Annotated in this window: 20 protein-coding genes and 5 tRNA genes; 12 read left to right on the forward strand and 13 right to left on the reverse strand. The window is 40.8% G+C overall.

Translation table 11 applies throughout. From position 1 onward, the window contains the following. Nucleotides 1-28 precede the first annotated feature (28 nt). Nucleotides 29-1,078, forward strand: coding sequence for a cell division protein FtsZ (gene ftsZ, locus QXF67_00660; GenBank protein ID MEM3060032.1), 1,050 nt, complete (start codon nucleotides 29-31; stop codon nucleotides 1,076-1,078). A gap of 71 nt (nucleotides 1,079-1,149) precedes the next feature. Here the strand turns inward: ftsZ and truD are convergent, their stop codons facing one another. Next, nucleotides 1,150-2,367, reverse strand: a complete 1,218-nt coding sequence (gene truD, locus QXF67_00665; protein MEM3060033.1) for a tRNA pseudouridine(13) synthase TruD — start codon at nucleotides 2,365-2,367, stop codon at nucleotides 1,150-1,152. Nucleotides 2,368-2,421: 54 nt separating this feature from the next. Here truD and topA point away from each other — a divergent pair, with 54 nt between their 5' ends. The 4 genes from topA (at nucleotide 2,422) to QXF67_00685 (ending at nucleotide 6,394) form a co-directional block, all read left to right on the forward strand. Beyond that, entirely contained in the window at nucleotides 2,422-4,464 is a 2,043-nt protein-coding gene (gene topA, locus QXF67_00670) for a DNA topoisomerase I (protein MEM3060034.1), read from the forward strand. 46 nt (nucleotides 4,465-4,510) lie between these two features. Beyond that, a complete protein-coding gene (locus QXF67_00675) occupies nucleotides 4,511-5,167 on the forward strand; it encodes a hypothetical protein (GenBank protein MEM3060035.1) in 657 nt (218 codons plus the stop codon). 84 nt (nucleotides 5,168-5,251) lie between these two features. Then, nucleotides 5,252-5,357: transfer RNA gene (locus tag QXF67_00680), tRNA-His, on the forward strand. Between the two features lie 41 nt (nucleotides 5,358-5,398). Beyond that, entirely contained in the window at nucleotides 5,399-6,394 is a 996-nt protein-coding gene (locus QXF67_00685) for a lysylphosphatidylglycerol synthase transmembrane domain-containing protein (GenBank protein MEM3060036.1), read from the forward strand. On the opposite strand, the gene QXF67_00690 is transcribed toward QXF67_00685, so the two are convergent. After that, nucleotides 6,384-7,007: an NMD3-related protein gene (locus QXF67_00690; GenBank protein MEM3060037.1), complete on the reverse strand. Its 624-nt coding sequence runs from the start codon at nucleotides 7,005-7,007 to the stop codon at nucleotides 6,384-6,386. The genes QXF67_00685 and QXF67_00690 overlap by 11 nt on opposite strands. Before the next feature lie 57 nt (nucleotides 7,008-7,064). Here QXF67_00690 and QXF67_00695 point away from each other — a divergent pair, with 57 nt between their 5' ends. Together QXF67_00695 and QXF67_00700 are read left to right on the forward strand one after the other, a co-directional pair. Then, nucleotides 7,065-8,849, forward strand: a complete 1,785-nt coding sequence (locus QXF67_00695; protein ID MEM3060038.1) for a DUF2070 family protein — start codon at nucleotides 7,065-7,067, stop codon at nucleotides 8,847-8,849. Between the two features lie 5 nt (nucleotides 8,850-8,854). Next, complete coding sequence (locus QXF67_00700) at nucleotides 8,855-9,997, forward strand: glycosyltransferase (GenBank protein ID MEM3060039.1); 1,143 nt, start codon at nucleotides 8,855-8,857, stop codon at nucleotides 9,995-9,997. 14 nt (nucleotides 9,998-10,011) lie between these two features. Here QXF67_00700 and QXF67_00705 read toward each other — a convergent pair whose 3' ends face one another. From QXF67_00705 to QXF67_00730, 6 genes are all read right to left on the reverse strand, one after another. Continuing rightward, complete coding sequence (locus QXF67_00705; GenBank protein ID MEM3060040.1) at nucleotides 10,012-12,549, reverse strand: hypothetical protein; 2,538 nt, start codon at nucleotides 12,547-12,549, stop codon at nucleotides 10,012-10,014. 41 nt (nucleotides 12,550-12,590) lie between these two features. Further along, nucleotides 12,591-13,202, reverse strand: coding sequence for a hypothetical protein (locus tag QXF67_00710; GenBank protein MEM3060041.1), 612 nt, complete (start codon nucleotides 13,200-13,202; stop codon nucleotides 12,591-12,593). A 132-nt stretch (nucleotides 13,203-13,334) separates the two neighbouring features. Continuing rightward, nucleotides 13,335-13,799 (reverse strand): hypothetical protein, encoded by a 465-nt coding sequence (locus QXF67_00715; GenBank protein ID MEM3060042.1) that lies wholly within the window; start codon nucleotides 13,797-13,799, stop codon nucleotides 13,335-13,337. A gap of 27 nt (nucleotides 13,800-13,826) precedes the next feature. Next, nucleotides 13,827-15,401: an ATP-binding protein gene (locus tag QXF67_00720; GenBank protein MEM3060043.1), complete on the reverse strand. Its 1,575-nt coding sequence runs from the start codon at nucleotides 15,399-15,401 to the stop codon at nucleotides 13,827-13,829. 10 nt (nucleotides 15,402-15,411) lie between these two features. Further along, nucleotides 15,412-16,221, reverse strand: coding sequence for a hypothetical protein (locus QXF67_00725; protein MEM3060044.1), 810 nt, complete (start codon nucleotides 16,219-16,221; stop codon nucleotides 15,412-15,414). A 35-nt stretch (nucleotides 16,222-16,256) separates the two neighbouring features. Beyond that, entirely contained in the window at nucleotides 16,257-17,975 is a 1,719-nt protein-coding gene (locus QXF67_00730) for a glycosyltransferase family 39 protein (protein ID MEM3060045.1), read from the reverse strand. Between the two features lie 59 nt (nucleotides 17,976-18,034). Between QXF67_00730 and QXF67_00735 the strand changes: the two genes are divergently transcribed. The 3 genes from QXF67_00735 to QXF67_00745 all read left to right on the forward strand — a co-directional run bounded on the left by QXF67_00735 (nucleotide 18,035) and on the right by QXF67_00745 (nucleotide 18,378). Then, a tRNA-Phe gene (locus QXF67_00735) sits at nucleotides 18,035-18,108 on the forward strand. A gap of 87 nt (nucleotides 18,109-18,195) precedes the next feature. Then, nucleotides 18,196-18,269 (forward strand) — tRNA-Gly (locus QXF67_00740). A gap of 35 nt (nucleotides 18,270-18,304) precedes the next feature. Next, nucleotides 18,305-18,378: transfer RNA gene (locus QXF67_00745), tRNA-Gly, on the forward strand. 57 nt (nucleotides 18,379-18,435) lie between these two features. Here QXF67_00745 and QXF67_00750 read toward each other — a convergent pair. Next, entirely contained in the window at nucleotides 18,436-19,494 is a 1,059-nt protein-coding gene (locus QXF67_00750) for an ADP-dependent glucokinase/phosphofructokinase (GenBank protein MEM3060046.1), read from the reverse strand. A 56-nt stretch (nucleotides 19,495-19,550) separates the two neighbouring features. Here QXF67_00750 and QXF67_00755 point away from each other — a divergent pair. Continuing rightward, a tRNA-Gly gene (locus QXF67_00755) sits at nucleotides 19,551-19,693 on the forward strand. A gap of 20 nt (nucleotides 19,694-19,713) precedes the next feature. Further along, nucleotides 19,714-21,483, forward strand: a complete 1,770-nt coding sequence (locus QXF67_00760; protein ID MEM3060047.1) for a S16 family serine protease — start codon at nucleotides 19,714-19,716, stop codon at nucleotides 21,481-21,483. Here QXF67_00760 and prf1 read toward each other — a convergent pair. From prf1 to QXF67_00780, 4 genes are all read right to left on the reverse strand, one after another. Next, complete coding sequence (prf1, locus tag QXF67_00765; protein ID MEM3060048.1) at nucleotides 21,480-22,685, reverse strand: peptide chain release factor aRF-1; 1,206 nt, start codon at nucleotides 22,683-22,685, stop codon at nucleotides 21,480-21,482. The two genes, QXF67_00760 and prf1, sit on opposite strands and share 4 nt — an antisense overlap. A 27-nt stretch (nucleotides 22,686-22,712) precedes the next feature. After that, nucleotides 22,713-23,399, reverse strand: a complete 687-nt coding sequence (locus tag QXF67_00770) for a carbonic anhydrase (GenBank protein ID MEM3060049.1) — start codon at nucleotides 23,397-23,399, stop codon at nucleotides 22,713-22,715. A 198-nt stretch (nucleotides 23,400-23,597) separates the two neighbouring features. After that, nucleotides 23,598-24,866, reverse strand: a complete 1,269-nt coding sequence (locus QXF67_00775) for an argininosuccinate synthase (GenBank protein MEM3060050.1) — start codon at nucleotides 24,864-24,866, stop codon at nucleotides 23,598-23,600. 5 nt (nucleotides 24,867-24,871) lie between these two features. Then, nucleotides 24,872-25,339: a hypothetical protein gene (locus tag QXF67_00780; protein ID MEM3060051.1), complete on the reverse strand. Its 468-nt coding sequence runs from the start codon at nucleotides 25,337-25,339 to the stop codon at nucleotides 24,872-24,874. Nucleotides 25,340-25,354: the final 15 nt, after the last annotated feature.

The raw sequence follows: 25,354 nt of genomic DNA on the forward strand, positions 1-25,354 counted from the left end.
TTAGGCGTTGATAGGAAGGGTGATGGGAATGCAGGCTGATGAGGGAGAGGGGTTTAAAGGGCAGGACAAAGTGTATGTAGAAAATGAAAACATCGGCCCAAAGATAATGGTAGTTGGTGTGGGTGGAGCAGGTTGCAATACAATAAATAGAATAATTAGAGGAGGGGGAGGAGCATACGCTGAGCTTCTTGCTATAAATACCGATAAGGTCCATTTGTCTACAGTCTCAAACGAAGCAAAGAGAATACTTATAGGAAAGGGAGTAACTAAGGGACTTGGTGCAGGAGGGTTTCCTGAAATAGGAAAGAAATGCGCAATGGTAGCAAAAAAAGAGCTTGAGAACATACTTCAAGGTGTTGATCTCCTTTTCATTACTGCAGGAATGGGAGGCGGCACAGGAACTGGTGCAGCACCAGTAATTGCTCAAATAGCAAAGGAAGCTGGCGCTATCGTTGTCTCAATGGTTACTTATCCATTTAATCTGGAGCGATCAAGATTGAAAATAGCGCAAGAAGGAGTAGATGAACTTTGCAAGAGTTCAGATACGTTAGTCTTGATAGATAACAATAGATTATTGAATTATGCCCCGAATATCCCGATTGAGAAGGCTTTTGAACTTGTAGACGAGATTACTTCAAAAGCAGTTAAAGGGATTGTAGAGACGATATCTGTGCCTTCACTTATAAATCTGGATTTTGCTGACGTCAGGTCAGTGATGAATGAAGGCGGAGTTTCTATGATTGCTGTTGGTGAGGCTTCGGGAGTGGATAGAGTAAATACAATTGCAGAAAACACTCTAAAGCATAGATTACTAGATGTTGATTATGAAGGCGCTAAGGGGGTGCTGCTTCACATAACTGGTGGACAGGACCTTACTCTTGGTGATGCAACAGCTGTTGGAGAGAGGTTTACTGAGATGGTTGACAAAAGTGCCAATGTAACTTTGGGAGCAAGAATTGACCCCGCAATGCGAGATAGAATTGAAGTAATCGCAATCTTTACCGGAGTAAAATCAGAAAGCCTGATGGGTAAAAAGAACGACGAAGGAGAAGGAAGAATCGAAGATCTGTTATTTTAGAAGTCCAGATAAGAGTGTAAGGAGCTAGCTTTCCGTTTATCTGGGCATTTTTATTTGGGAAGGAAGAGCTTTTAGTGATTTCCCGAGCCGATGAATTCTTGGAGTGCTACTGTTCCGTAGGCTCCCTTTTGTAGTGAGAACCTGAAGAGTCCACTCTCTCTTACAAATGAGAAGTCCACCATAGGCGCAAGAGCAGACCTATAAGCGCCTTTTACTGAAAGAGCTGGGAACTTTTTAATTTTGAAAAGTGAGAGAGTTATTCCTTCCTCTTCTAAAAGCTTCTTTTCTATCTCAGTTAGTTCGCTTTCTTTTGTTTCGTATCCTAGCAGTTTGCAGACCAAAAAAGAGTTATTCTGCGACCCATCTTTTTTGATTGAGAGGTCTGGAAAGCCTAACTTTCCTCTTCCGCAGTAGAATTCCCCTTCTCTTGCAACAAAATCTCTCGTATGGACACGTACTTCAAGAGCCTTGTTGAATAAGTAAGATTGATAGGCATGAAGGAACATAATTGATAGTGCCCGAGGGAGTCGCTGGACGGCTCCTACAAAGTCATTCGGGTATTTTGTTAGATGGTGTAGCATAAGTCTCTCATACTTGAGGTGAGAGGGAAAATTTTTTAGTGCTAAGTTAAAATCGTGGGTTTCTGCCAATTCTTTTCTTGCTTGTACTGCCTGCGGGTCTTTCTCGTTGCTTGAATCGGAGAGGTAGCTCATGATTGCTTCTTTAAATTTCTCTTGAAGAAGTAATTTTCCAATTTTATGCGTATTTGATCTAAGTGAGCCAAACCTCTGAGAACCAAAGTAATTAGGGAACAAAAGTCTGGTTTCACTTGCGATTTCTTTTATTGCCTCCTCCTTGCCTGAGGTTTGAGGAATGAGAGCTGTAAACCTGTTTCCCAACAGTTCGCCCATTCTTACCGGTTCTTCGCAAGCCCATGAACCATTTATCTGAATATCCTGGATTTTGAGTGACAGGAGTTTTTCTGGCTCTATAGCAAATACGCTACAAAGTTGCGTTGTGGTGGCGTTTTTATCTTTTATTCCTGCGTGAGAGAAGCGCTTGTGAGTTATATGAAGTGCTTTTGCAATCGCAAGCTCGGCTTGTATTGTACTCCAACCTGATTTTTGGAGGACAAAGTGTGCAAACTTCCCATCGGAGGAAGATTTTTCAATCTTTTTTCCTACTTCAAGCACTTCACAAGTAGGGGTTATCTCCTCGACAACGAAAGTTTGAGGAGTGGGGAAGAATGGAATATTTAGAGAGGGGAGACTTGCAAGGCGACGCATCATGGGTTATTTTAAACATTATTAATAAATAAAGAGAGGGTTTGAGGGAAATGAAGTATGCAGCTTATTGTTTGCGAAAAGCCAAGAGTAGCACAGAAGATAGCCTCTGCGCTTGCTGAAGGAGAGATTAGAATAGGAAAGTTTAGGAAGGTCAAATATTATATCTTAAAGCGAGAGGGGCAAGAGATTTGTGTTGCACCTGCAGTTGGGCACGTCTATTCTCTTGACCAAAAATCAGGAGAAAAGAATAGCTATCCTGTTTTTGATGTAGATTGGAGAAAAGCTTATGAGGTTGAAAAAGAAGCTCATTACACAAAAGATTATATTGAACTTCTTGAGGAGCTGGGAAAAAAGGCAGATGAGATAATAATAGCTTGTGACTATGACATAGAAGGAAGTCTTATAGGGTATAATGTACTTCGCTTTGCCTGTGGACGAAGCGAAGGAGCGCGAATGAAGTTTTCGACTCTCACCTCTGAAGAGCTAATTGAAGCTTATGAAAAACGCACAGGGGTAGATGTTCTTAATGCCAAATCTGGTGAGGCACGGCATATCTTGGATTGGATATGGGGGATAAATTTAAGCCGCGCCTTGATGGAGGCTATAAGAAAAAGAGGAAGCTTCAAGATCATGAGCATAGGACGTGTACAGGGTCCCGCTCTCTCAATCCTTGCAAAAAGGGAGAAAGAGATATTACAATTTAAGCCTACACCTTACTGGGAGGTATTATTTGAAGCAAAAGGAGTTACATTTACTCACGAAAAGGAAAGATTTGAAAAAAGAGAGGAAGCAAAAAAGGCGTATGAAACAACAAGTAAAGAAGGAAGAGTTATAAAAATAGAAAAGAAAGAGTATTTACAACCTGCGCCGTCTCCTTTTGATTTAACAAGCTTGCAGATTGAGGCTCATGCCTGTCTCGGTATTGACCCAAAACGAACACTTGATATAGCTCAGAGGCTGTATGAGGCGTCTCTTATCTCCTATCCGCGCACAAGTTCCCAAAAACTTCCCTTACAGCTCAGGTTGCCGCTTATAATACAACGGCTATCTCAAAATCCCAAATATTCCGAACACGCTAGGGCGTTAATTGCAAATAAAAGATTTACGCCAAAGGAGGGAAAAAAGGAGGATGCGGCCCACCCAGCTATCCACCCTACCGGCATTATTAGCAAATTGGAGGGTACAGAAGAAAAACTCTATGACCTTATAGTAAGGCGTTTTCTTTCTACTTTTGCCGAACCTGCACGAAGGGAAAGCCAAAAAATAATAATTGAAGCCGGCAGTCAGAGGTATAGGACTTCTGGAAACAGAACTTTGTTTGAAGGATGGTTTGAGATTTACAAGCCTTACTTGAGAATGGAAGAAGTAAGCTTACCCTCTTTTGCAGAAGGCGAAATAGTTAAGGTAGAAGGACTTAGAATCGTGGAAAAAAGGACTAAGCCTCCAAAGAGATACACGCCTGCATCCATAATAGCAGAGCTTGAGAGGATGGGGCTTGGCACAAAGGGCACGAGAGCTGTGATTATAGACACTCTATTTAAAAGAGGGTATATCCACGGAAAACAGATAAGGGTAACCCCATTTGGAATGTCAGTTTATGAAACCCTCTCTGAGAATGTTCCTGAAATAATGGATGAGGGGATGACAAGAAAACTTGAATATGAAATGGAGAGGATACAGAATGGGGAAATTCAAGAAGAGATAGTAATCGAAAATGGAAAAAGGCTGTTGGAAGAAGCAATAGTTCATCTAAACTCCCTTCAAAATGAAGTAGGCAAGGCTTTGTCAGAGGGGTTAGTTGAAAAGAAGGCTGCAGATTCTATTTTAGGAAAATGTAGATGCGGGCATGATATTAAAGAAATAACATCAAAATCAAACAAAAGATTCGCAGGTTGCTCCAATTATCCAAACTGCAGTATAACTTACCCGCTTCCCCAAGAAGGTAAAATTGAACCACTTGGAAGTGTATGCGAAACTTGTGGGACTCCTCAAATAAAGGTTAGTAGAAAACGAAGGAAGGCATTTATTATGTGCCTAGACCCAAACTGTGCCACAAAGGAGGGATGGGGGGAGTGGAAGAGCAAGAAAAAAGAGGGATAAAAGTTAAAAAAGAGAAGCTCCAAACTACTCCGTAAGGCGATGTAACATGAGGATAGGCACTCTTGTGATTTTCTTATTTTTGTTTGGAGTGTTTTATCCCCAGATAACTCCTGGTTCGTGTAGTGATGGAACGCCGTATGGGAAATGTTCTAATGTTACTGCAGGTAAGTTTTGTACTGGGTTAATAACTAATCCAACACTTCAGGATAACGCAATACGGTGCAAGTGTAGCTCTGTGCCAGGATACACTACGGACCCGTCTAACCCTGATAGATGCATAGCTCTTCAGGCCGGATGTGCAAACAACAATCCCCCATGTAAGGAATATGAGGAATGTATAAACAACAAGTGTGAGAAAAAGAAAGGATGCCAATATGGCAATCCGCCGTGTCCTCCGACACAGGAATGTGTAGATAACCAGTGTGTAATTAAAAGCGGTTGTCTTTTCAACAACCCCCCATGTCCGTTAGGACAAGTTTGCAATGCAGTTACCAATACATGCATCTCGGCATTGGAAATAGAAACGGCCCAACCTTCGCAATCACCTTCTGCTTCTCCGCCAACCAAAACTGAAGCACCTGAGACAGAGGAGGAGGGACCACCTGAGCTTATTACTTATGAACCAAGAAAAGTAGGATTGTGTTGTGCAAGTGCCCTTGCCATTTTGGCAGTTGGGTTTATGGTTATTGTAAAGAAGAGTTAGATTTTTTGCTTTAAAGTTGTTTACTTTAAAATTGATTTGTTTATCTTAATTATTTATAATAGCTAAGCTACAATTATTTTTGTGGCCACGGTGGTGTAGCTAGGCAGCACAGGGGACTGTGGATCCCCGGGCCCGAGTTCAAACTAACGCCAATTAACGGCGCTATAAAGAACAAATCTCGGCTGTGGCCCATTTGTTTTATATAAGAAGATGAAATAGGAGCGTATCCGGTTGAAAAAAATAGTTCTTCAGATGCTACTCTCGCTGGTCATCCTTGCTTTAATTATGTATTTGGCGGATTTTGAAAAAGTTGCTCAGATTATTTATGAGGCCAATCTTTTCTATCTTGCAGTTGCTGTTGTATTCTACTTTTCCATAAATATTGTAATGGTATTTAGAATTGGGATGATTCTAGATTATCTGGGAGAAAAAACAGATTATCGGAGGATACTAACCTCTCATTTTGGAGGTATGCTTGCATCTGATTTTACTCCTGCTCGTGCGGGTTATCTGTTAACGGCTTTTTTGATTTCAAGAAATCAGGGGGTTGACTTAAATAAATCGCTCGTTTCTATTCTTGGCCCGCAGATGTTTGACTTCATATTCAAATTTGTGGCTGGAGGAATTGGAATCTGGTACCTATCTACGTTCATTCTTACTTTTTGGCAAGGAACTAAATTAAATCTCATTATGGGGCTGGTCGTTCTTGGGGGCATGATTTTGTGTATATGGCTCTTGCTCTTTTCAAAGAAGTTTTTAGAGTTAATTTCATTTATAAGAAACCTTCCCGCAGGGAAGCATGCATACGAGACTCTTTTAAATATGCAGCAGAATTCGCATGCTATTTCTAGCCTAACACCGCAGATATTGGTCCTCTTGTTTGTTACGTGGGTTCTCAAAGCAATAGAATGGTGGTTTATCTCAATGGGACTTGGGATAGAGCCAAATATAAATTTCCCGCCTATAATATTTTGGGGTTTTATTCAACCAATAGTTACTCTCTTGCAATTTATGCCATTTCCGACTATTGCCGGGGTAGGATTGGCTGAAGGTGGGGCATCTATTCTGCTTATGCAGTTTGGTGTGAGCTTTCCTCACTCTGTTGCATTTACCTTGATGACTCGTTTTGTGATGGTAATGGTGGATATTATAGGTATTGGTGAGGTCTTGAGGTTAATTTTCAGAAATGAGAAGAAAATGAGTCAAATTAAAGCGCCTAAAATCTGATTCTAAAAGTTGAGCGGTATAGCCTTTTTCCGTCTTTTCTCTGCCCTGCTATTTTCTCTGTCCGTAAATAAGAAAGACCAGATGCCTGGATTACACTCTGCGTCACTCTCTTGCTTCCGACGCAAAGGTTTATACCTTCTTTTAGCTTTATTTCGCGAGAAACAAACGTGATTGGAGCAAGTTGCTTCTTAAAAATAGAGGCATATTTCTGAACTTTAGCTGGATCGCCTCTAAGCTGGATTATAGCTTCGTGATAATGTCCAAGAGATTTTGAACATGTGGGGCAGGTAGTTCTCGTATACTCAACAGCAACATTGTAAGAGCGCATAATCTTCGCGTCGCTCATATGTATGGATACAATTAAACTTGATGTGTTCTTATCAAAATGAAATGATGAGGCTTGACCCTTGCTATTTTTTATGATTATTTCAGCTATATTGTGTGTCGTAGGGGGAACCCAGCCTCGGCCTTTTATTTTATTGCAGACTTTACAAAGAGGGATTTTGACAGAATCTGGTGGCAAAAAAGAGATAGGATAGCAGCTTGTGCAAAAATTTCCTGCAAACTCTGCCTGGGAGGATGACCTACCACACTTTGGGCATATTTTGTGCATTTTAAAATTGATGATTAGTTAAATTATAAATATTTACATTGCTAAAAAGAAGGGGAGATGATGGGTTCAGCTGAACGAGCGATTGGACTTACAAAGTATTTTGTTAGCTTGCCGCGAGCAAGAACGATTGGAGCGTACCTTATTTTGGTTGGTGCTCTCTTCGGGCTTATAGTTAGCATTTCAACTCAAAAAATTGCAGAAATAGAAATTATAGGAAGTGTCGGGATGGGTGTGTTTCTCATCTCTCTCCCGGCTTTCCTCTCAGCTTTTACAGTTTATCTAGTGTGTAGGTGGATACCTCTAAAGCGAGTGCTAGTTCTTTCACTTTTTGGAGCAATGAGCTATGGGGTATTTTATGTAATAGGGATTTTGCTTTTAGAGAGTGGAGTTTCCTTTGGAGGGGAAGTGATTCTCGTAGGATTTGGGCTTATCTTTGTAATATGGTTTTTGATTGCAAAGCTTGTGTTTGGTCTTGGAAAGATTTCTTTTGTTTTTGCAACACTCCAGCTCTTTTATAACGCAATATTTCTTATGACTACCCACCTCATCTCCTTTGACGAAGGCTGGATGCCGATCATCTTAAAGATGTATTTTTCATCATTACTGTTTTTGATTGCGCTATATTCTCTTTTTTTCGTATTGAATGCGCCTATGAAGAGAAACATTGGTGTAGATAGTACGCAAGCAATCTCTATGTTTGCAGCTCAATGGCTTGAAGGCGGAAAAGAGCTTGAAGAAACTTTTGAATCTATGGGGGAAGAAGTTGAGACATTATTGGGGACTATTGTGTTTAAGGGCTCAAAAAAAGAAACGGTTTTCCTGGTGCCGGGAGTGCATTTTGGACCTTTTGGAAATCTCGGCGGCAGTGAATTTTCAAAGTTGCTTGCAAATAGACTGGAAGGTGAGAACAGAGACGTGTTTGTATTTCATTCTCTCGTTACAAATGACATGAATCCTGTCTCATCGCGTGAAATTGAGAAGATAATCGCCTGTTTTGAGGGACAATATAAAAAAATGGAATTTTCGCCTGCGGTTGGGAACATTTGTAGAGGACGTGGCGGAAATTCACATGCCCTCTGCCTCAAAATAAACGACTTTGCATTTGTCGGATTTTCCAGAGCACCTCTTACGACTGAGGATGTAAATTTCGGGATTGGTAGAAGCTTGCAGATGCTTGCAAATAGATTTGTTAGGGAAGCTGTTTTAGTGGACCAACATAATTCTGAAACAGGAGACATAACTTCGGTTGAGCCGGGTTCTCACATCCAATTTGAAATGGAAGAGGCGCTTTTGGACGCTCTGGAAAAAAATAAAAGGATGGAGAGATTGGAACTTGGATGCGGTGCACAAAAACTTGAGTGCAAATCGGTAGGGGGAGGTGGGATAAAAACTGCTCTCTTTGGATTTGGAAAAAAGTTTTTTGCGTTAATTTTGTTAGACTCTAATGGAGTCGTTCCCTCTTTTAGAGATGAGGTAATAAGAGAGGTAAAAGAATGGGGAAAGAAGAAAAAAATGGAAGTAGAAGCCGAGATTTTTACTACAGATACTCATGAGGTGAATATTGTTCAGGGAGTCTTGAATCCTGTAGGAAAGAGGCGTGAAGAGGGTGAGGAAGTTATTTCTGCTATTGTTAATTGCCTAGAAGAAGCTAAAAGGAACATGGAAGGAGTAAGCGCGGGCGTTTCTGTGGACAGATTCACCACAACTGTATTGGGAGCGAAAGTCTCCACTGAAGTAGTTGCAACTATAAGTGCAGTAATTGCAATCGCAAGGATAGCTATACCTGTGATACTTATAGGCACCGTTATCTTGATTTTATGGAGCCTTACAAAAATTAAGTAAAAGAAGTGAGAGGGGATTTTCTGAAGCTTGGATTTTTTACAGATACTTATCTTCCAAATAGAGACGGCGTAGTTAGGGTTATATTAAACACGAAGGAAGTTATTGAAAGAAAAGGACATAGAGTATACACGTTTGCACCTTATGGAAATGAAAAAACGAACGTCGATGAAGATAACGACGTATTTTACTATCATTCTGCAAGTTTTTTTCCCTATCCAGATTACAGAGTTGCACTATTTCCGTTTTTTGCTTATAAGAGGGCACAGAAGGTTGGAGTGGAGATAGTGCATTCTCACGGCGTTGCAACGATGGGAATTGCGGCTTTAAAGACTGCGCGCATGCTTAGGGTTGGGTCGGTTGCAACGTTCCACACTCTTTTGCCAAATGCTGCGCGTTACATAGGTGGAAGCTGGTTTCTTGAAGGCATAACCAAAAGAGCAATATGGAGATATTTGGAGTGGTATTATAGTCAGTTTGAGCGCGTTATATCTCCAACCAATTATACAAAAAAGATCCTTCAAAAGCATGGAATAGAGGCTGTTGTCTTGCCAAGTGGTGTGGATACAGCAAGATTTACACCTAATAAAAAGTTAGGGGAAAGGATAAAAAAGAAATGGGGAATTTGTGGCAAGAAAGTTGCTCTTTATCTTGGAAGAATTGCTCGAGAAAAAAGGTTGGAGATTTTTTTTGAGGCTGCAAGCAAAATAAACAAGGAATCTGAAATCTTTTTTGTTGTTGCAGGGAAGGGACCAGCTTTGGATTACTACAGGGCAATGGCAGAGAGGATGAACATCTCTGGAAAGGTTATTTTCACAGGATTTGTTCCTGAGGACCAACTTTCGGCGTATTATAATGCAGCTGACGTGTTCATTATGCCATCATCCTTTGAGACACAGGGTTTAAGTGCTCTGGAAGCACTTGCTTGTGGGGTTCCGATATGTGTTGAGAGGGATTCTGCCACTGCAGAATTCGTCAAGAATGGAAAAAATGGGGGTTTGTTTTCAGATGCGGAAGAGTGTGCAGAGAGCATATTAAAGATTTCTACTCAAAAAATCAAGATGAAAGAATTTGCAAGAAAAACTGCGTTGGAATACTCAAACGAAAAAATGGTTGGAAAGCTCCTCGAGCTTTATAAGCAGCTCATCTGATTAAATACCTCAGATTAGATAATTATTGAATCTATAAATGATGGCAACTGCTCAAGAGATATTAGAAAGAGTCTCTTTGAAGCAACTTCAAGTTTGATTCTTACTGCAAGTGGAGTTGTAGAGGTGAGTCGCTTAGAAAACTCTTCAAGCACTATTGAATTTTCAAAAAGGAGGATTGTTGGGTATTCGGAAATGGAGCATAGTGCGCGATAAGCAGATGAATCATCCTCAAAGAAGCAGATAGCGTATTCTCTTCCAGATATAGAAAATTTTACGTCTGCCTCTTCATTGCTTGTTGGTCTTGAAAATTTGATTGCTTTGGTTATAAGTACATCTCTAACGTGTCTGAATAGAGATAGATTCTTGAGGCTTCTTTTTGCTTCGGTTTCCCATCTTTTCAGACACCAGAAGCCTAGTACTTCTTTTACCTCGCCAGTACGGTTTTGGATTTGGAGCAAAATGCGCTCAAGATTGTAATCACCAATGATTATTGGACTGCCGTTATGCTTCAACTTCCTAAACCCGCTTTTGAGGTCTTCAAGTGAAAGTGGCATGTATCGCCATTGGTACGTTTTATTTACGGTATCAAAGAGCTCCAGTACTTGATCTTTCTTTATTGGAATCTTTATTTGTGATATTGGTGGAAATTCAGGTATATCTATAACAAGAAGCTGTTTTTCTGGCTTGCGGAGATAGGTGCCTATTGCAAAAAACAGAATAGTCAGCATTCCCATGAAGATGATTAGTGGATTTTCATAAAACTGCTTTTGAAGTATATACTCGATTTGAATAGATTTTTTAAAGCCGCCGTCGAACTCGAAGGTGAAGTTATGGGTACCGGGTGGAAGATTCGGAACATAATAGAGAAGAACGGTTGATGGTTGGATTTCTTTCTCAAATTTGCCATCCACCGAGACTTTTAGGCGCTGGAATGGTATTTTCTCCTCTTTGGATGATGTAAAGGAAAATGAGAAATTCCCGTTTTTAAAGTCTTGATTGGCTACATAGACAGAAAAGTCTTCTACCTCTACCTGCGCCTGAGCGTAAACTCGGTTCGTAGAATCAACTACCCGGAGTATGTAAATTCCAGAAGGAAGAGAGGAGTCATAATCAAATGGAAGCGGTGATTGGAGATTGGTTAATCCTTCTTGTACTTGCTCAGATTTTATTACTTGTCCATCTTTTATTGTCTGAAGGAATAGCTTTCTTTGACCTCCCCCGGATTCTTTAAAATCGAGTATTAAACGAATCTTTTGCCCAGTCAGATAGGTTGGCAAGAATGAGCTTCCTCCTTTTACATAGATGTTTGAATTTTGCTTCTTGCTTAATGCTAAATCAACTCGTCGGCTTATCTTTTGTCCGTCTGGCGATTCGCCTTCAAAGCGTATTATTGAGAAGATTTCTGATGGCAGAAGAGGGGGGGAGTAGATATAAACGGTATCAGAGGTTGAATTCTCGACCATAAGTTGCACTTCTGTTTTTGCCAAAACATTCTGCCATGCATAATTGGAGATTAGTCGAGAAATGTCCTCAGCTGCGGTTTCGCCGTTTCTTCGCCATCCTCCATCGAGTGTTTGGGGTAGGAAGACGAAATAACTCGAGTTTAAGGCGAGTGCTGATATTGACCCATAAATTTTGGTTTTTGCGATCTGAGACGCGATTCGGGGTGCGACGCTGTATTGTGGGTCGAACAATCGAAAGTCCTCGTCAGATGGTGTCGGACGTTCAAATATAAATGGCAGGGAGGAAAGCAGTTCCTTTGACGATACGATTGGAATGCCCTCATCATTAAGAATGCGGTCAAATGGAAGGCCTATATAAATAATTATTATCCCTTTTGAAAGGAGATCCTGATAAAAAAAACTGCTTTCAAATAATTTAGTGGGAAAATAACCAGTTGGTATTATTAGAACTGAGCGAGGCGGAAGTGACTTAAGTTGCGCATATGTAACATCATTGACGGATATTTCGTTGAGAGTTAATAGCTCTTCTAGCTTTGACCTAAAGGTCTGGTAAGTTTCTGCTTGATGGCTCTTTGTTTGAAGAATAAAAACTTGTCTTGGAAGGGGATTTGGGAAAAATGTTGCAAGAATTTTTGCTGATGAAAGGTCCTTTTGATTATAGGAAATCTCGAAATAGGCTGTGTGAAATTGAGGGGTCTCGCCCCAATCAAGAATCTGAAAGTCTTTGACTTCGACATCAACCCAGGGAGTATACGGCGCTTTTTGTGGTGGCGGTGGCTGGTTTTGTGAAAATGAAAAGTAGAAAGCCGCCAAAAGAAGAAAAAAAGCAAATGCAGCTATGGGCAAAAGAATGGTTTTGATGGTGGGTGAAGTTTTAGGAGCTTCTTCTGCTTTTTTTTCATCTGCCTTTTGCGCAACCGGAACTTTTTTTTGGGGAGTGGAAAGAAAAGACGAAACGCGTTCAATCAGATTTTTTGATAATGGTGGCTTCTTCTGAACAAATCTCTTTACATTCTCATATTTCTTTCTTATTGTAAAGATATATGCCTTTTTTGAAATGCGAAATTTGAGCGTTTCTTCATCCACCATAGGACCAGATCCCATCAGCCCAAGTTTAAAATTAAATCAACTCATTCCTTGATTGCGAGGTAGCCTTCCAATACAAGCCTGTTTAACACTGCCTCTACCCGACTTTCTGGAACGCCGTAAGTTTTTGAAAATTCAGTTATGTTTATCTCTGAGTTGTGTTCGTGAATCCAATTTTGTATTTTTGATGCAAGAACTTCGTCAGAAATGGACTGGAACTCTGCAAGCTTATTTGCAAGCTCATCTTTTGACACTTTTAGTTCATAGTTTTCCCGCGAAAGGAGAGTATTTGCCTCCTGTAGGTCTCGAACTCTCTTTTGAAGAGAAATAACCTCTGATTTTAGGCTGTCGTAGAGAGAGTAGAGTTTATCGTAATCGCTAGTAACGTATTCCTCCATTTCAGATAGAGCATTTTCCAGCATTTGGTATATCTTTCGATTGTCAATGCTATAGTTGGATCCCAACAGCGTAAGAAGATTGAGGAGATACTTTAACATATCAAGTTTTCTTTTTTTTGGACTCATTCCGGCTGTATAGGTGTAGAGAAGCTCTATTTTGTCTGGATGGAAGTAGGTTAGTGAAAACAAGAATGGGTTTTTGTGGATATCTCTACTCTCGACGTTTATTCCAATGATGGTTTCGTTTTCTTCTACCAACTTTAAAAACGAAAGTTGAGAAAGTGATTCAAAAACGTCTTTTTTGCTGCCTACCCTTGAAGCCTCTAAGAATATTCCGCTAACCTTTGGCGGAGTCGTTGCTTTTTGCTGTTTTTGTGGAGGCAGATGATATCACCTTTTTTTCTTTTTGATTTTTTTTGATTTAGATTTAGTGGCAAGAATGGCTTGTTTAGACGTCTTTTTCTCTAAAGAAGGCTGCTCAGACAGAGACGGCGGTGGTTGAGGAGTCTCTTCAATTGCAGGAACGTATGAGGTAAGAGAAAACAGCACAAGAAAAGCTCCGATGAAGATAGATATAATAAAAGTTCCGAGGGACAGTGTCCCGCTAAGAAGAGAGAGACCAACAAAGGCAATGAAGATGATGACTGCAAGGGCAATGTACTGAACCAGTGTCTTTTCAAATTTAGTCCTTCTTTTCTTATATTCTTCATACATCTCTTCGCTCACAATAAGTCTGTTATTTTTTGCGATTCCAAAAAAACGCTTTATTTTTCTTATTGAGCGTATCACTATGTCTTCCTTGACTGGATAGCCAACGCCTTCATTTCCTGACATTATGCAAATCCCTCTTTCCATATCTCAAAACACCTCTTTTATGTGTGTCTACTCCTCCAATATAACTTGGGTTATATCTCGTCCAGTCATCCCAAGTTTTTTGAAATCTGTTTTGGAGAATATATTTATTATAGTTAAGTCGTCGATTCCCATATCTTTGAGAAGGGAAGTTATATTATTTCTTCCAAGGCCGTAGCGTTCAAGAAGGATAACAAATGAGATCACATCAAGATGGTTGTTTTTCTTTGAAAATAAAGAGACTATTTCTTCTATATGAACTGTGTCGAGGCCAAAAGACAGCAACTTCTTTTTTAATTCTCCTCTCTCAAATGAGACTACTTTAGCCATAAGCTCATCCCTCCGTTCCTCCTCTGAAAGAGCAGAAGAGAGATCCAAGAAAAGCTCTTGCAGAGGTTCTTCACCGTCAACGCGCTCCATTATAAATGTCTCTGAAAACTGCATTGTTGTCTGAAAAGCCATATTTACTGCGCAGGACCCAAGCCCCAGCTTTGCAATCTCATCTCTCATAAAATCCGAAAAATTGAGAGTGTTTTGCAGATAGTTCAAAAAGCGCTCAAATTTCACTCTAAAAATAAATGTGGTCCCAACGTTTGAGAAGATTGCTTCTGAGATATCTGTAGGATTTTGTGAAGCAACAATAAGCCCAAACTGGTATTTTCTTCCTTCCCGGACAATCATAACTGCATCTGAATTATCGTCCTTTGCAATTTTCCATGCTTCATCAAGCACAACCAAAAGACGCAGGCCAGCCGTTGAGCTCCAACCTGACTCACGCATCTTTTCCTTTATGAACTGGAGCATAGATAGAGCAGCTAAGCCTCTGAAGACTTCATCAGGGAGTCCAGATAGGTCCAAATCTACAAGACCAGCATTTAAAAGTTGCTCTAAGTTAACGGTTGATTGTTGTGCAAAATAATCTTCGCCTTCGCGAGTAAACTGCTTTATTCGATAGATTGCATTTTCAAGTTCTGCCGGAAATTCGTATGTTCCTGCTGCAAGCTGATCTTCAAGGATGTGTTGTACATCCCGCAATGTTGGCGGTTGAAGTGGGCGACCTGCACGGTCACGCTGGACTTTTCTATCAAGCTTAAATCCAGCCTCAACATAAGCTTTTTCTATGGCATTTTCGGTAAGTCTTTTTTGTTCAGGGTAATGACTTATGTCTGTGAGTATCTCCAACGTTCGGATAATCTGTTTTATCCTATCATTTGGTTTCATTCCGCCCAAATCAAGGAGATTTATATAAGAGCCCTTGCCAAGTGAAATTACAATGCCGCCTGTTTGTTTTACCCACTCCTTGTATTCTCCTGCCCAGTCAATTATAAACGCATTGGTTCCCCAGACAAAGCTGGCTCGAGTTAGAAAAGTTTTTACAAAATAGCTTTTTCCAGAGCCGGTTATTCCAACCACACAGATATGTGGATTAGTGATTCGCTGGAATGTCCAATAAAAAGGAACGTGAAAAATCTTTGTTCTTCCTATATAAATGGAATTTGTGGGGTCTGCCATGAGGTAATCCTCTGGCGGCTCTGGCGGCCTGACAAAAAAATTGCGCCTAGCTACATCGCGATTAAAGACGTGAGATAGTTTTAGCCTTCCCATTTTTACCACCTTATGAGAGGCGAGCCTCGAGCTCCTTTTCGTTGGGAGGTATCATGTACTCCCAATCAAAACATGTTTTCATTTCCTCTCCGGTTAGAACGATTACATCAACGTTTAGTGCGTTTGACACCGTAGCTCTTATTTCGTTTGCCTGAGATTTTACTGCAGCAAGTGCCGCTTCCTTTGAGACACCGGTTGCTGTTGTCATTACATAAGCTACGCACCCCATTGGCTTAATACCGCGTGTGAGTTTTGCTATTTGGTTTTCCCACATCGCAACTTCGCGCTCGTAGCGGTCTATTTTGAGGATGTCAGGCTCAGGTTTGTCGCGTTCTCTGGAGAGTCTAAGCTGAGCCTCTGCATATTTCGTCTCCATTTTTTCGCGGAATTCGTTTAAATCTTTTAGATAGATAAGAAGGCAGAATTTGGTAACAAACCGCACTGAGGATATTGCCCGCTCAAAATATTCTGAGTAAATTATGTTTTCTTCAGGTGTTTTGTCTGTTGTTGACTCGTAGATCCTGACTCCCAAGAACATGGATGCATAGTAAGTTGAGCCGACTTTTTTTAAGATAGCATCCTGCTCTGGTGGGATTTCATAGCCTGTATCAGTTATCTGTACTATCCTTGCACCACTAGTCAAGAAAGGGAATAGAACGTAGCCATACTTGTAGAAAGCTATTGCACCTACCGCACCTAGACCGGCAAATATGCCTCCTATGAGGGAAAGAGGCCCTCCGCCTCCTGTGAATGCGCCTATAACTCCAAGCAATCCTATTAAAGCAGAACCGTATCCCATCTGCTTTGTATCAACTATCATACTGATCCCCTTCAAAACTTACAAAGAGGCTATTTTTAAAGTTTATTAAGAGGGGAAAGATTTTTTGGGTTTGCCTCTCTTAAAAAAAGCCAGATAAAAAGACCAGAAAGAGACACCGCAGATAAGAGCGATAGGTACAGCACAAGCCTTCCAAGTTGATGGAGAGGGTTGTCTGTATTGTAGTTATCCCAGGCTAAGCGCTTATCTTTCCACCCCACAGGATAGAAATAGAAGACATGTAGATAGTCAATTGCAAGAAGCGAATAAGGTTCTAATCTTGCTGTTCCAACGTAAATGCGGTAATAGGGCGTCTCTTCCTTTTTTATCTCTCTAACAAGAGCAAGGTTGCTTTTTAAGCTGTTTATTTCTTTTTCATAGAGAGTTTTATCGGCCTTGCTTTCTCCCCATCCACAATCTCCCGGTACGCACTCTATAAGAACCATTTTTGCAAGTACATAATTATTTGGGTCGCGAAGCTGGGGAAAATAATTAAGCTCTGCTGTCTCAAGATAGTGACGATCCATCAGAGCCCATGCTATTTTTCCTCTGTATATACGAGTATCTGCAATATAAAGAGTATTTTGAGGGGAATGCTTTTCAATTTCTTCTCTAAGTTCTAGTGTCGGATGCGACCTTTCATAATTAAGCACTATTACGTAAACGGAAAAGATCACAATCAAAAGAGAGATGGAGGGGAGAACTAGCGGCGATTTGATAAACCGAGAAATGGCACGCTCAGAAGCTAACACTGCTTCGGAGGCAAAAAAGGAAAGAAGCGGAGCAAAAACCGTAAAATTTTTTGGAAGGCCGGTCGACGCCAGAAGAAATATGAAGGGAAAAACAAAGCAAGAAGCCAAAAGCATGTGAAAATGAGTTGGCCTACGGATGAGCAATACTCCGAGACCTATAGTTCCTGCTAATAGGATTGCAGGGTCGTATTTGAAGAGGTGTTCAATGACTACTCTTGAAAAGTGCTCTGGTAAAACCCCAATGTCAAACTCCGGCATGCCAAGGCCCTCATAGATACCCGGGTCAAGTCGAAAGAATCTTGTAAAGATTATATCCATTTGTCCCTTCTCGTTGAACAGAAGAAAGTTGTATATTAGGAGAGGGGATATTAGGAGAATTAACAAAATCGCAGATAGAATCATATTTTTTGGTTCAAGAGCGAAGGTCTGGTTTTGGACTTTGCTTTTGTATATCCGCCAAACTAGAAAAGCTGCAGATACAAAACCAAATGCTAGCGCATATGACTTTATCAGAGTAGCAATTCCCAGAGTTAGAGATGAAAGAAAAAGATATTTGGGTTCTGTGGTTTTTATCAGCTTCACGGAGAAATAGAGGAAAAGCAGGATGAAAAAACTGCATGTAAGTCCCATATCGCCTATTGTATACGAAATATGAAACCCTGAAAATGAGAGAAAGAGCGATGAAAGAATGGCCTGAGTGGGGGATGAAAACTCCTTTATTAAAAGATAGAGAAGTGGGATTGATAGAAGGCCGTATACCAATGAAAGAAATCTGGAAGAAAGAATGGAAAGCCCAAAAATTTTATAGACCAAGTCGGCCATATAAAAATAAAGCGGTGATTGGTCAATTGTAGAGATGTGATCGGAATTAAAGAAATTGTAAGGACGCACAGTATAGAGATTTTCGTCCCACCAAGGCTCAGTAGTATAAAGTGTATAAAGGCGAAGGCCAAGGGAGAGAACGAAGGCAAGAAAAAAGATGAAATAGTGAACGTTTCCTTTCATTGGAAAATGATTGGTAAGCAAGATTATTAAAAGTAGTTTGAGAAAAGCAAAGATGTTCTGCCGCGTTAGCTCAGCCTGGGAGAGCATTCGGCTGAAGACCGAAGTGTCGCTGGTTCAAATCCGGCACGCGGCATATCAAACAATTAGGCATATTAAATTAGGAGTTTGTCTGCTCTTGCAAAGGTATAAATAGAATTTTGATGTTAGAAAATCAAAAAAAGCGACTATAGTCTAGCCTGGTTAGGACACGAGATTGCCAATCTCGAGAGCCGGGTTCAAATCCCGGTGGTCGCATAGATGCACATAAATGCGTTATAGTTTATGAAGGTGCGACTGTCGTTCAACCTGGTTAGGATGCGAGCCTTCCAAGCTCATGATCCGGGTTCAAATCCCGGCAGTCGCATTTAATCTTTGCGGCTATTTTATTAGATTGATAATGTTGGTTTGCTAGGTTGGTTTGTTAGGCGGAAGCAAGAAAATAGGCGCAAGAAAAGGTGTCTCCAAGACCAACAGTTATGGCTGGATGTGAGATTTTAAGCGACGTCGCTTTTTGTGCGTATTTAAAGAGAGCTGTCCAAGTTGGGTTTTTGCCATATTTTGCTTTGTATGAGCAAACGATTCTTGCAAAAAGAAGAGCCAAATCGTCTCCCTGTTCTTTTGGAAATGTAAAGGAGGTAAACGGGGTGTGATAAAGAATTTTTACAACGCTTTTTGGAAGTTTATTTATTGCTCCGATACCGTGTGTGTATGTAAGCTGAAAAAGCTCTTCATCGTTTAAACCCACGCAATAAGCAAAAGGAAAAGCATACTTTTTTATTACTTCCATAACGGTTTTTTTCTGAAAGTCTCCAAGTTCAATGAAGATTTTGAGTTTCTTGTTTTTGGCTTTTAGAGATTTAAGAAAATTGCATGCCTCCATCGCTTCATGTGCAGAGCTCATAAGGTGAAACCCTCCAACAAAAAGGTGTGAAAAATGTTGAGCTCCTGTGTGTAGGCTTTTTGAAGAAATAATAGGACAAGGGTCATAAGAGAAAATTATGCGATTTCTGACATCTGGACGCACGCAATATTCGAGAATGTAATGAATTGGAAACCTTTGAAGCTGGTTTTTTAGCTTATCTGCACGCACTGCCGATTTGCCACAAAGAGCATATATGAGTTTGGGATTAGAAAAAAAAGAAAAAAGGTGTTTGCTTGAACATGCGCAGATTATGTTGCATCTTGTTCCCAGAGAAGATGCAAGCTCAGCGGCCTGACCTGCTTGTCCCCCTATTTTAAGTGTTGGGTTGGGAAAGGCGTTTTGAAGACATAAAAGCTCTCGTTTTCCTATTTTTACCTCTCTCTGGATGCCTGACCTAATATCAAGAGAGAGGCGAGTATTTTTCTTGACAAAGGGCAGGTTTAGTATTTTGCTTGTGCTGGTATGCAATATTGCATCTAAGCAGACATTAAAGGCAAAGAAAGAGTTTTTGGGAAATGCTGCCTTTGCGCATGCTACGGCTTCAACAAATTGTTGCATAGAAAAACGAACGCAGGGGTATTTTAAATAAATTCGCATATAATCACTTTGATAGTGCATCCGTAGTCTAGCCTGGTAGGATCCGAGCTTCCCAAGAAACTCCGACAAAAACAAATAGTATGGATAGTTTGGGTTTTCGGAAGAAGCTTGAGACCCGGGTTCAAATGGAGTAAATTCTCCGGAAATCCCGGCGGATGCACTTTATTACGGAGATGTTCTATGAAAATTAAGGATTTAGTAACCCTGTTTTTTCTCTTTCTTCTGCTTTATCCACATTGCCCGGAGGGTTCGTCGCGAGTTATTGTCCCTGCTGTTTTGGGGGATTCGGAGAAAGGAGGGCTTGCCGAATTCACGGTGCAAATCAAGAATGGAAGCGGGAAAGTTTATACTGCAGTAAGCCCAAAGGTAGATGTAACGGTTCAGCTGTCTGAAGAAATTGCAAGCTTTGTAGGTTTTAAATATCTGAATTTAAGCCAAGAGGAATGTGACGTCTTTTTCACAATTAAGGAAGAGGAGCTTGGAGCAAACTCAATAAATGGAATGTCTGGTGGTGCAGGAATGGCTCTTGGAGTTATAGCTGCTGCAACAAATAGGACTATCGGGAAGGGTATTGCAATAACAGGGACAATTGAGCCAGACGGTAGCATTGGTTCAGTGAGTGGGATTATTGAAAAAGCAGAGGCCGCACGGAGGGGGGGACTGGTGTACCTCATTGCCCCCAAGAGAAGTTTTTTTGAGACACTATTATTTAGTACCGTGAATACGAGTATACGAATTATTGAAGCGGCTAATATAGATGAGGTAGTCCAGATAGCACTATTTGGAAAAATAGAGAAAAACGAGAGTAGGCTGAACGTAGAACGATTACCAGTAAACATCAGCGAAAACGATATAGGTAAGAGAAGGGATGCCGTCAAACTGCTTGCAAAGGAGATGCTGGTCGAGAATTTTGACGTCGAACTAAATGAGAAGACAAAAGAATATTTCAGGATAAGAAAAGAAAATGCGGAGACTCTCTTTGAAAAAGGTTATTATTACAGCTCTGCAAATGAGGCCTTTTTATTATGGATCGACCTAGAGTTTCTAAAACTTCTTGAAGAAGGGAGGGACATTGCATGGAGTGCGACTCGTATTGAGGAGTGCTTATCCAAGCTTGAATCAAAGAGCATCTCTCCAACTGAGGTTAACTGGGAGTTTTATGTGGGATCCAAACTTCGTGAGCGATGGAGCAAAAAAAAGATTTCTGACACATTAAATAAAACACCGCGAGTTTCAGAGGAAAGGGGCTATCTTTTGAGAGAGTCGCTTTACTCATTTGGATGGTGCAGAGTATCAAATAGGCTCGCTGATATGGCAATTAGCTATGAACAAAGTAGTAGTAGAATAGACGAAAACAGCTTTAAGCAGATGGCAGCTGATAAGATTTATGTAGCAAAAAACCTAGTTGGAAAAGGAGGGATAGTAGATGAAGAAGCTCTATGGAGACTGGAAAATGCTGAAATACTTTATGAAGATGGAGAATACCTGGCATCCATTTTTGATTCTACTTATGTATATGCCATACACAGTGCACGTCTAGAAGCATTAAAGACTGCTCCTGAGGAACTTGAAAAGAAGGTGCTTGATTTTCTGAAATGGGAGTATAATGGAACATGGGCAGGTGCATACGCTTCTCATGGAAAATATCTCTACGAAGCGGACAATAAGGCAAACCTTATTATTGCTTATTACTCTCTTAGGTTTGCATCTGAGCTTGAGAAAGCTACCAATGAGATTGAGAGAAAAATTTTGGACTTGAAAAAAGAAAATTTGAAAAATAAAAATGATAGGCTAGAGGTAGAAGAAAAGAGGGAGGGGGTAGAACAAAGTTTTTATAGCAAAATGCGCGAAGTCCTGATTATAGGTGCCGTTTTGGCTTTAGCGGCATTGTTGGTCATGTTCCTTCTGTTAAGATTCAGAAAGAGGAAAAAAGGGAAGAGAAAGATTTAGCGTTTGTATCTTAAAAATGCGCCTATTCCATAAAACGATTGCAAAAACTGTAAGCCTTCATCTGTCTCCTTGGAGATGAGTTTTACTTCTATATTGTTTTTTTCTGCTATTTCCATAAAGTCGTCAATAAGTGGCTTTGATTCTGCCAGAGTAAAACCCAAAGCGGAGAGTTCTGCCTCCTTCGCTTTTAGCTCCTGCTCGTTTTTCAGATTGAAGAACAGCTCCTCTTTGGAGTTACTGACAAACCTAGCACGCAGATAAGAAAGCCCTTCTGAAAGTAATAAGAGAGATACTGCCTTCGCTTCCAATGCTTTTCTTACATCTGGTTCGCCATAAATTGCAAGTCCGCCGTGGGCAACCTCTTTCATAAATGAGTCAATCAGTTTCTTTTCAGAGATGAGTTCTTGGTTTTCAAGAATTTCCTCGCTTTTTGAAAGAACCTCGCGAATTCCGTATTCGTCTGTGTAGCCAGTATCGACCACTCCAAGTATCTTTATCTGGTAGTTAAATGGCTTTTCTTTATAGAAGAACTCTTTTGTGGGCCCTGGACCTCCGATTATCACTCCTTTTATTCCGGAAAGAAAATATTGGTCCATTGCTTCTCCGACACGCTTGTAGTATCTTTCTATTGATTCTTCTATGAGGCGCTCGAATCTTCTTGCAGACTGCCCTCCTTTTCTGATTTTGGCGTGCGCTGTGGAGTTTAGTCGCTTGAGAATCTGTATATTTGTACCACGAACAGTTGCAAGTGTTGCCTCTCTTCCGTCCATAACGACGATTCCATAGGTGTCTTTGACCTCAAGTAGATTTTGGAGAGGCTCCAAAAAGAACTTAGAGTCGCACCTGTAAAGCTGTATATTGAGCGGCTCTGGGGGCTCAAGAGAGAATAACTTTATGTCGGTTTTGGCTGGATTATCAGATACGTTGCCGCAGAATATAACAAGCCCGTTTTTTGGCGTTTCTCTAAAAATTTTTAGATAGCCTATTATTTTTTCAAGTGCGTCCTGGACGTTCTTGCGCGTGGATTTGCTCTTTATGTTTGAAGCTTGACCGGCCTCATTTTTCAATTTGTTTGACATCTCAAAAATGGGATAGGAGGGAGGGATATAAACAGAAATAAGCTCAGTTGAGCCTCCAGAATAGGAGGAAAGCTCTTTGAGGAATTTTTTTAGCTTAAATACTGCCTTTCCGCTGTCTTCCATTTTTGCTCTTGTATAATTAGAGATGCCTTATTTAAAAGAAGGGATGCCTCCTATTATCTCTACTCTGCCAGTTGATATGAAGTATTTTGCTCCAAGGACTATTAGCTTGCCGTCTGATTCAAGCTTCGAGATTATGTTGCTTTTTCGGATTTCAGATACAGAGTTTAGGATGTTTTTGATGCATAAGTCTTCTGGGTCATGAATTTTTGAATCTTTGGTTAATGACCCTATTTTGGTTAAGAGTTGCTCTATGCTTTTGCTGTTGTGTTGCTTTTCGTTAAAAGAGGCGGCAGCTATCACTGCACCGCATTTCTCGTGTCCCAGAACAAGTATGAGTGAGACCCCAAGGTGCTCTGCGGCGTATTCCAACGAGGCAAGAGTACTTATGTCTACAACATTGCCGGCGTTTCTTACGACAAAAATCTCGCCAAGCGAGCAGTCAAATATGATTTCTGGGCTTACGCGAGAATCTGAACAGCAGAGGATCGAGGCAAACGGTTTCTGACCAAGAGCCAAGGATTCCCGTTTTTCCGCAGGAACTTTGACGTTGCCTTGGTCTGCACAGAACCTCTTATTTCCTTCAAGTAGTTTTAAAACAAATGGGTTATGTTGAAGAGTCAGTGGTGCCACCACGTTGGCAGGAATGTTCCGCTTTTCTTTGTCAGCCAATGGGCCCTTATTTATTTCAAGGAATCTTGTCAAGTCTCGTTGCATAAAATTCACCTCATGACTTTTCATTATTATCTTGTTTAATGGGAAATTTTTCATATGCTAATTTGTTTTTTTTAGATTGCTTGAAGATAGAGCATACACTTCGAGAGTCGGGACATGCTGGTATAGCTTATCCTCGCCCCGTAGATAAATACATTTGTTCCCAAGGATTTCTGGTAAAGAATTTTGTGAGAAAGAAGTTTAAAATAGTTTCTCTTTTTCAAAAAGTTTTGAGGCATCCATTCTGTAGGCAATTATATCTTGAAGCCCCCAAAGTTTTGCAAATCCTCGTGAATCTCGCTGGTCAAAAAGCGCGTTTTTGGCTCTGGACGAAAGCCTTGGGTCATATAGGGCATAGCTAGAGCTCATTTCCACAAGCTCAATAGTGCCCCTGCAGATTGAAAGCTCTACTGTGCCGGTAACTGCATTTTGAGTGTAGGAGATAAAGCCTTCAAGAGCGTGGCGCAGTCTTGTGTACCAGCCGCCATCATAAACTAAACGTGACCAGACGTGGTCAAGATAATTTTTAAGCTCAAGTTCCTTTGAGGTTAGAGTAAGGCGTTCAAGTTCCTTGTGAGCCATAGTTATGATAGTAGCTGCAGGACACTCAAAAACCTTGTGGGATTTCAGGCCTATTAGATTATCTTGGACAGAGTTGTATCTGCCTATTCCGTTTTTGCCGCCTACCTTATTTAGAGCCAAAAAAACGTCGCTGTTTTTGTAATATTTCTTGTCTGGCAGGATTCTGAGCCTATCAGGAAAACCGTGTTTGAAATCAATAATAAGCCTCGTGGAGGATGAAGGACACTCCTGAGGGCTTTTTGTCCAGTTATATGCTTGTTCTGGAACGCGAAAGGAAGGAGATGACAGCAACCCGTATCTTATTGTCCGGCACCAAAGGTTTTCATCAATGGAAAATGGAGGTTGCTTGCCTAATTTTATCCCGACATTTTTCTTTTTTACATATTCAACTGAATCTTCTCTTGAAAGGTTCCAATCTCGCACAGGGGCAATTATTCGAAGATGTGGCGCAAGCACGCGTATTGAGTTTTCCATCCTAAATTGGTCGTTTCCGCTTCCGCTTGAACCATGCACGACTGCATCGCACCCTTCCATTTCGGCTGCTTTGACTAGATATTTTGCAATGATTGGCCGGCTAAGTCCCTCGCTGTTGATGAATCCCTCGTGAAGAGTGTTTGCCCACACTCCCTTTTTTATGTTAGCTAAAAGATCCTCTTTTGCATCAAAAAAGAGATTTTTTTCACACACAAGAGGGGCCGTTTGGCGGGCTTTTTTGAGGTTTTGGCCCAGGTCAAGACTCACGGTTACGATTTCTATGCCCAGGTCTTGAAGGATAAGGGCCATTGCTGTAGAATCAATTCCACCAGAGTAGGCAATCGCGCACCTTTTTATATCTTTATATTCCAGTTCAAAGCTCTTTCTTATGCGCTCAAGTAAATCGGATTGCACTCCGATCACCCCTGACGCTGCACTATTGTGCAGCTGCCTTCGTAAAACGATGGGATTTGTATCTCTGCGCGGTTTGTGTAAAATTTTGAACCACCAGTGCCTTCGGAGATATGAAGCTTAAAATAGCGTGAGTAGATACTTTCGCATTCAGCTACGCTAGTGGTTCTATTTTCGTATATGCACTTGTTATTATCATACGCAACTATATATGTTTGGTTTTTTCCAAGGAGGTTTAAGGAAGCGACTATATCCACGCCGCATTGCATAACCGCTCTTCTCCCCTCAGCCGTCCGGGCATTTCTTAAATCCATGACAACATAAAAGCTTTGGGACTTTTCTATTGATTGCTTAAATTCATTTATACTTACTTCTTGCTCAGTAACAAAAAATGCAAAAATGACAGCGAGTGCAATAGTTAAAGTTATTGCCAGCAGAAAAATTAGGATATGCTTCTGAAAGTCTGCAGCGTTCATTTAATCTCCCCCTAT

The sequence above is a fragment of the Candidatus Anstonellales archaeon genome (assembly GCA_038869735.1).
Taxonomy (GTDB): Archaea; Micrarchaeota; Micrarchaeia; order Anstonellales; family CG1-02-47-40; genus JAWCQO01.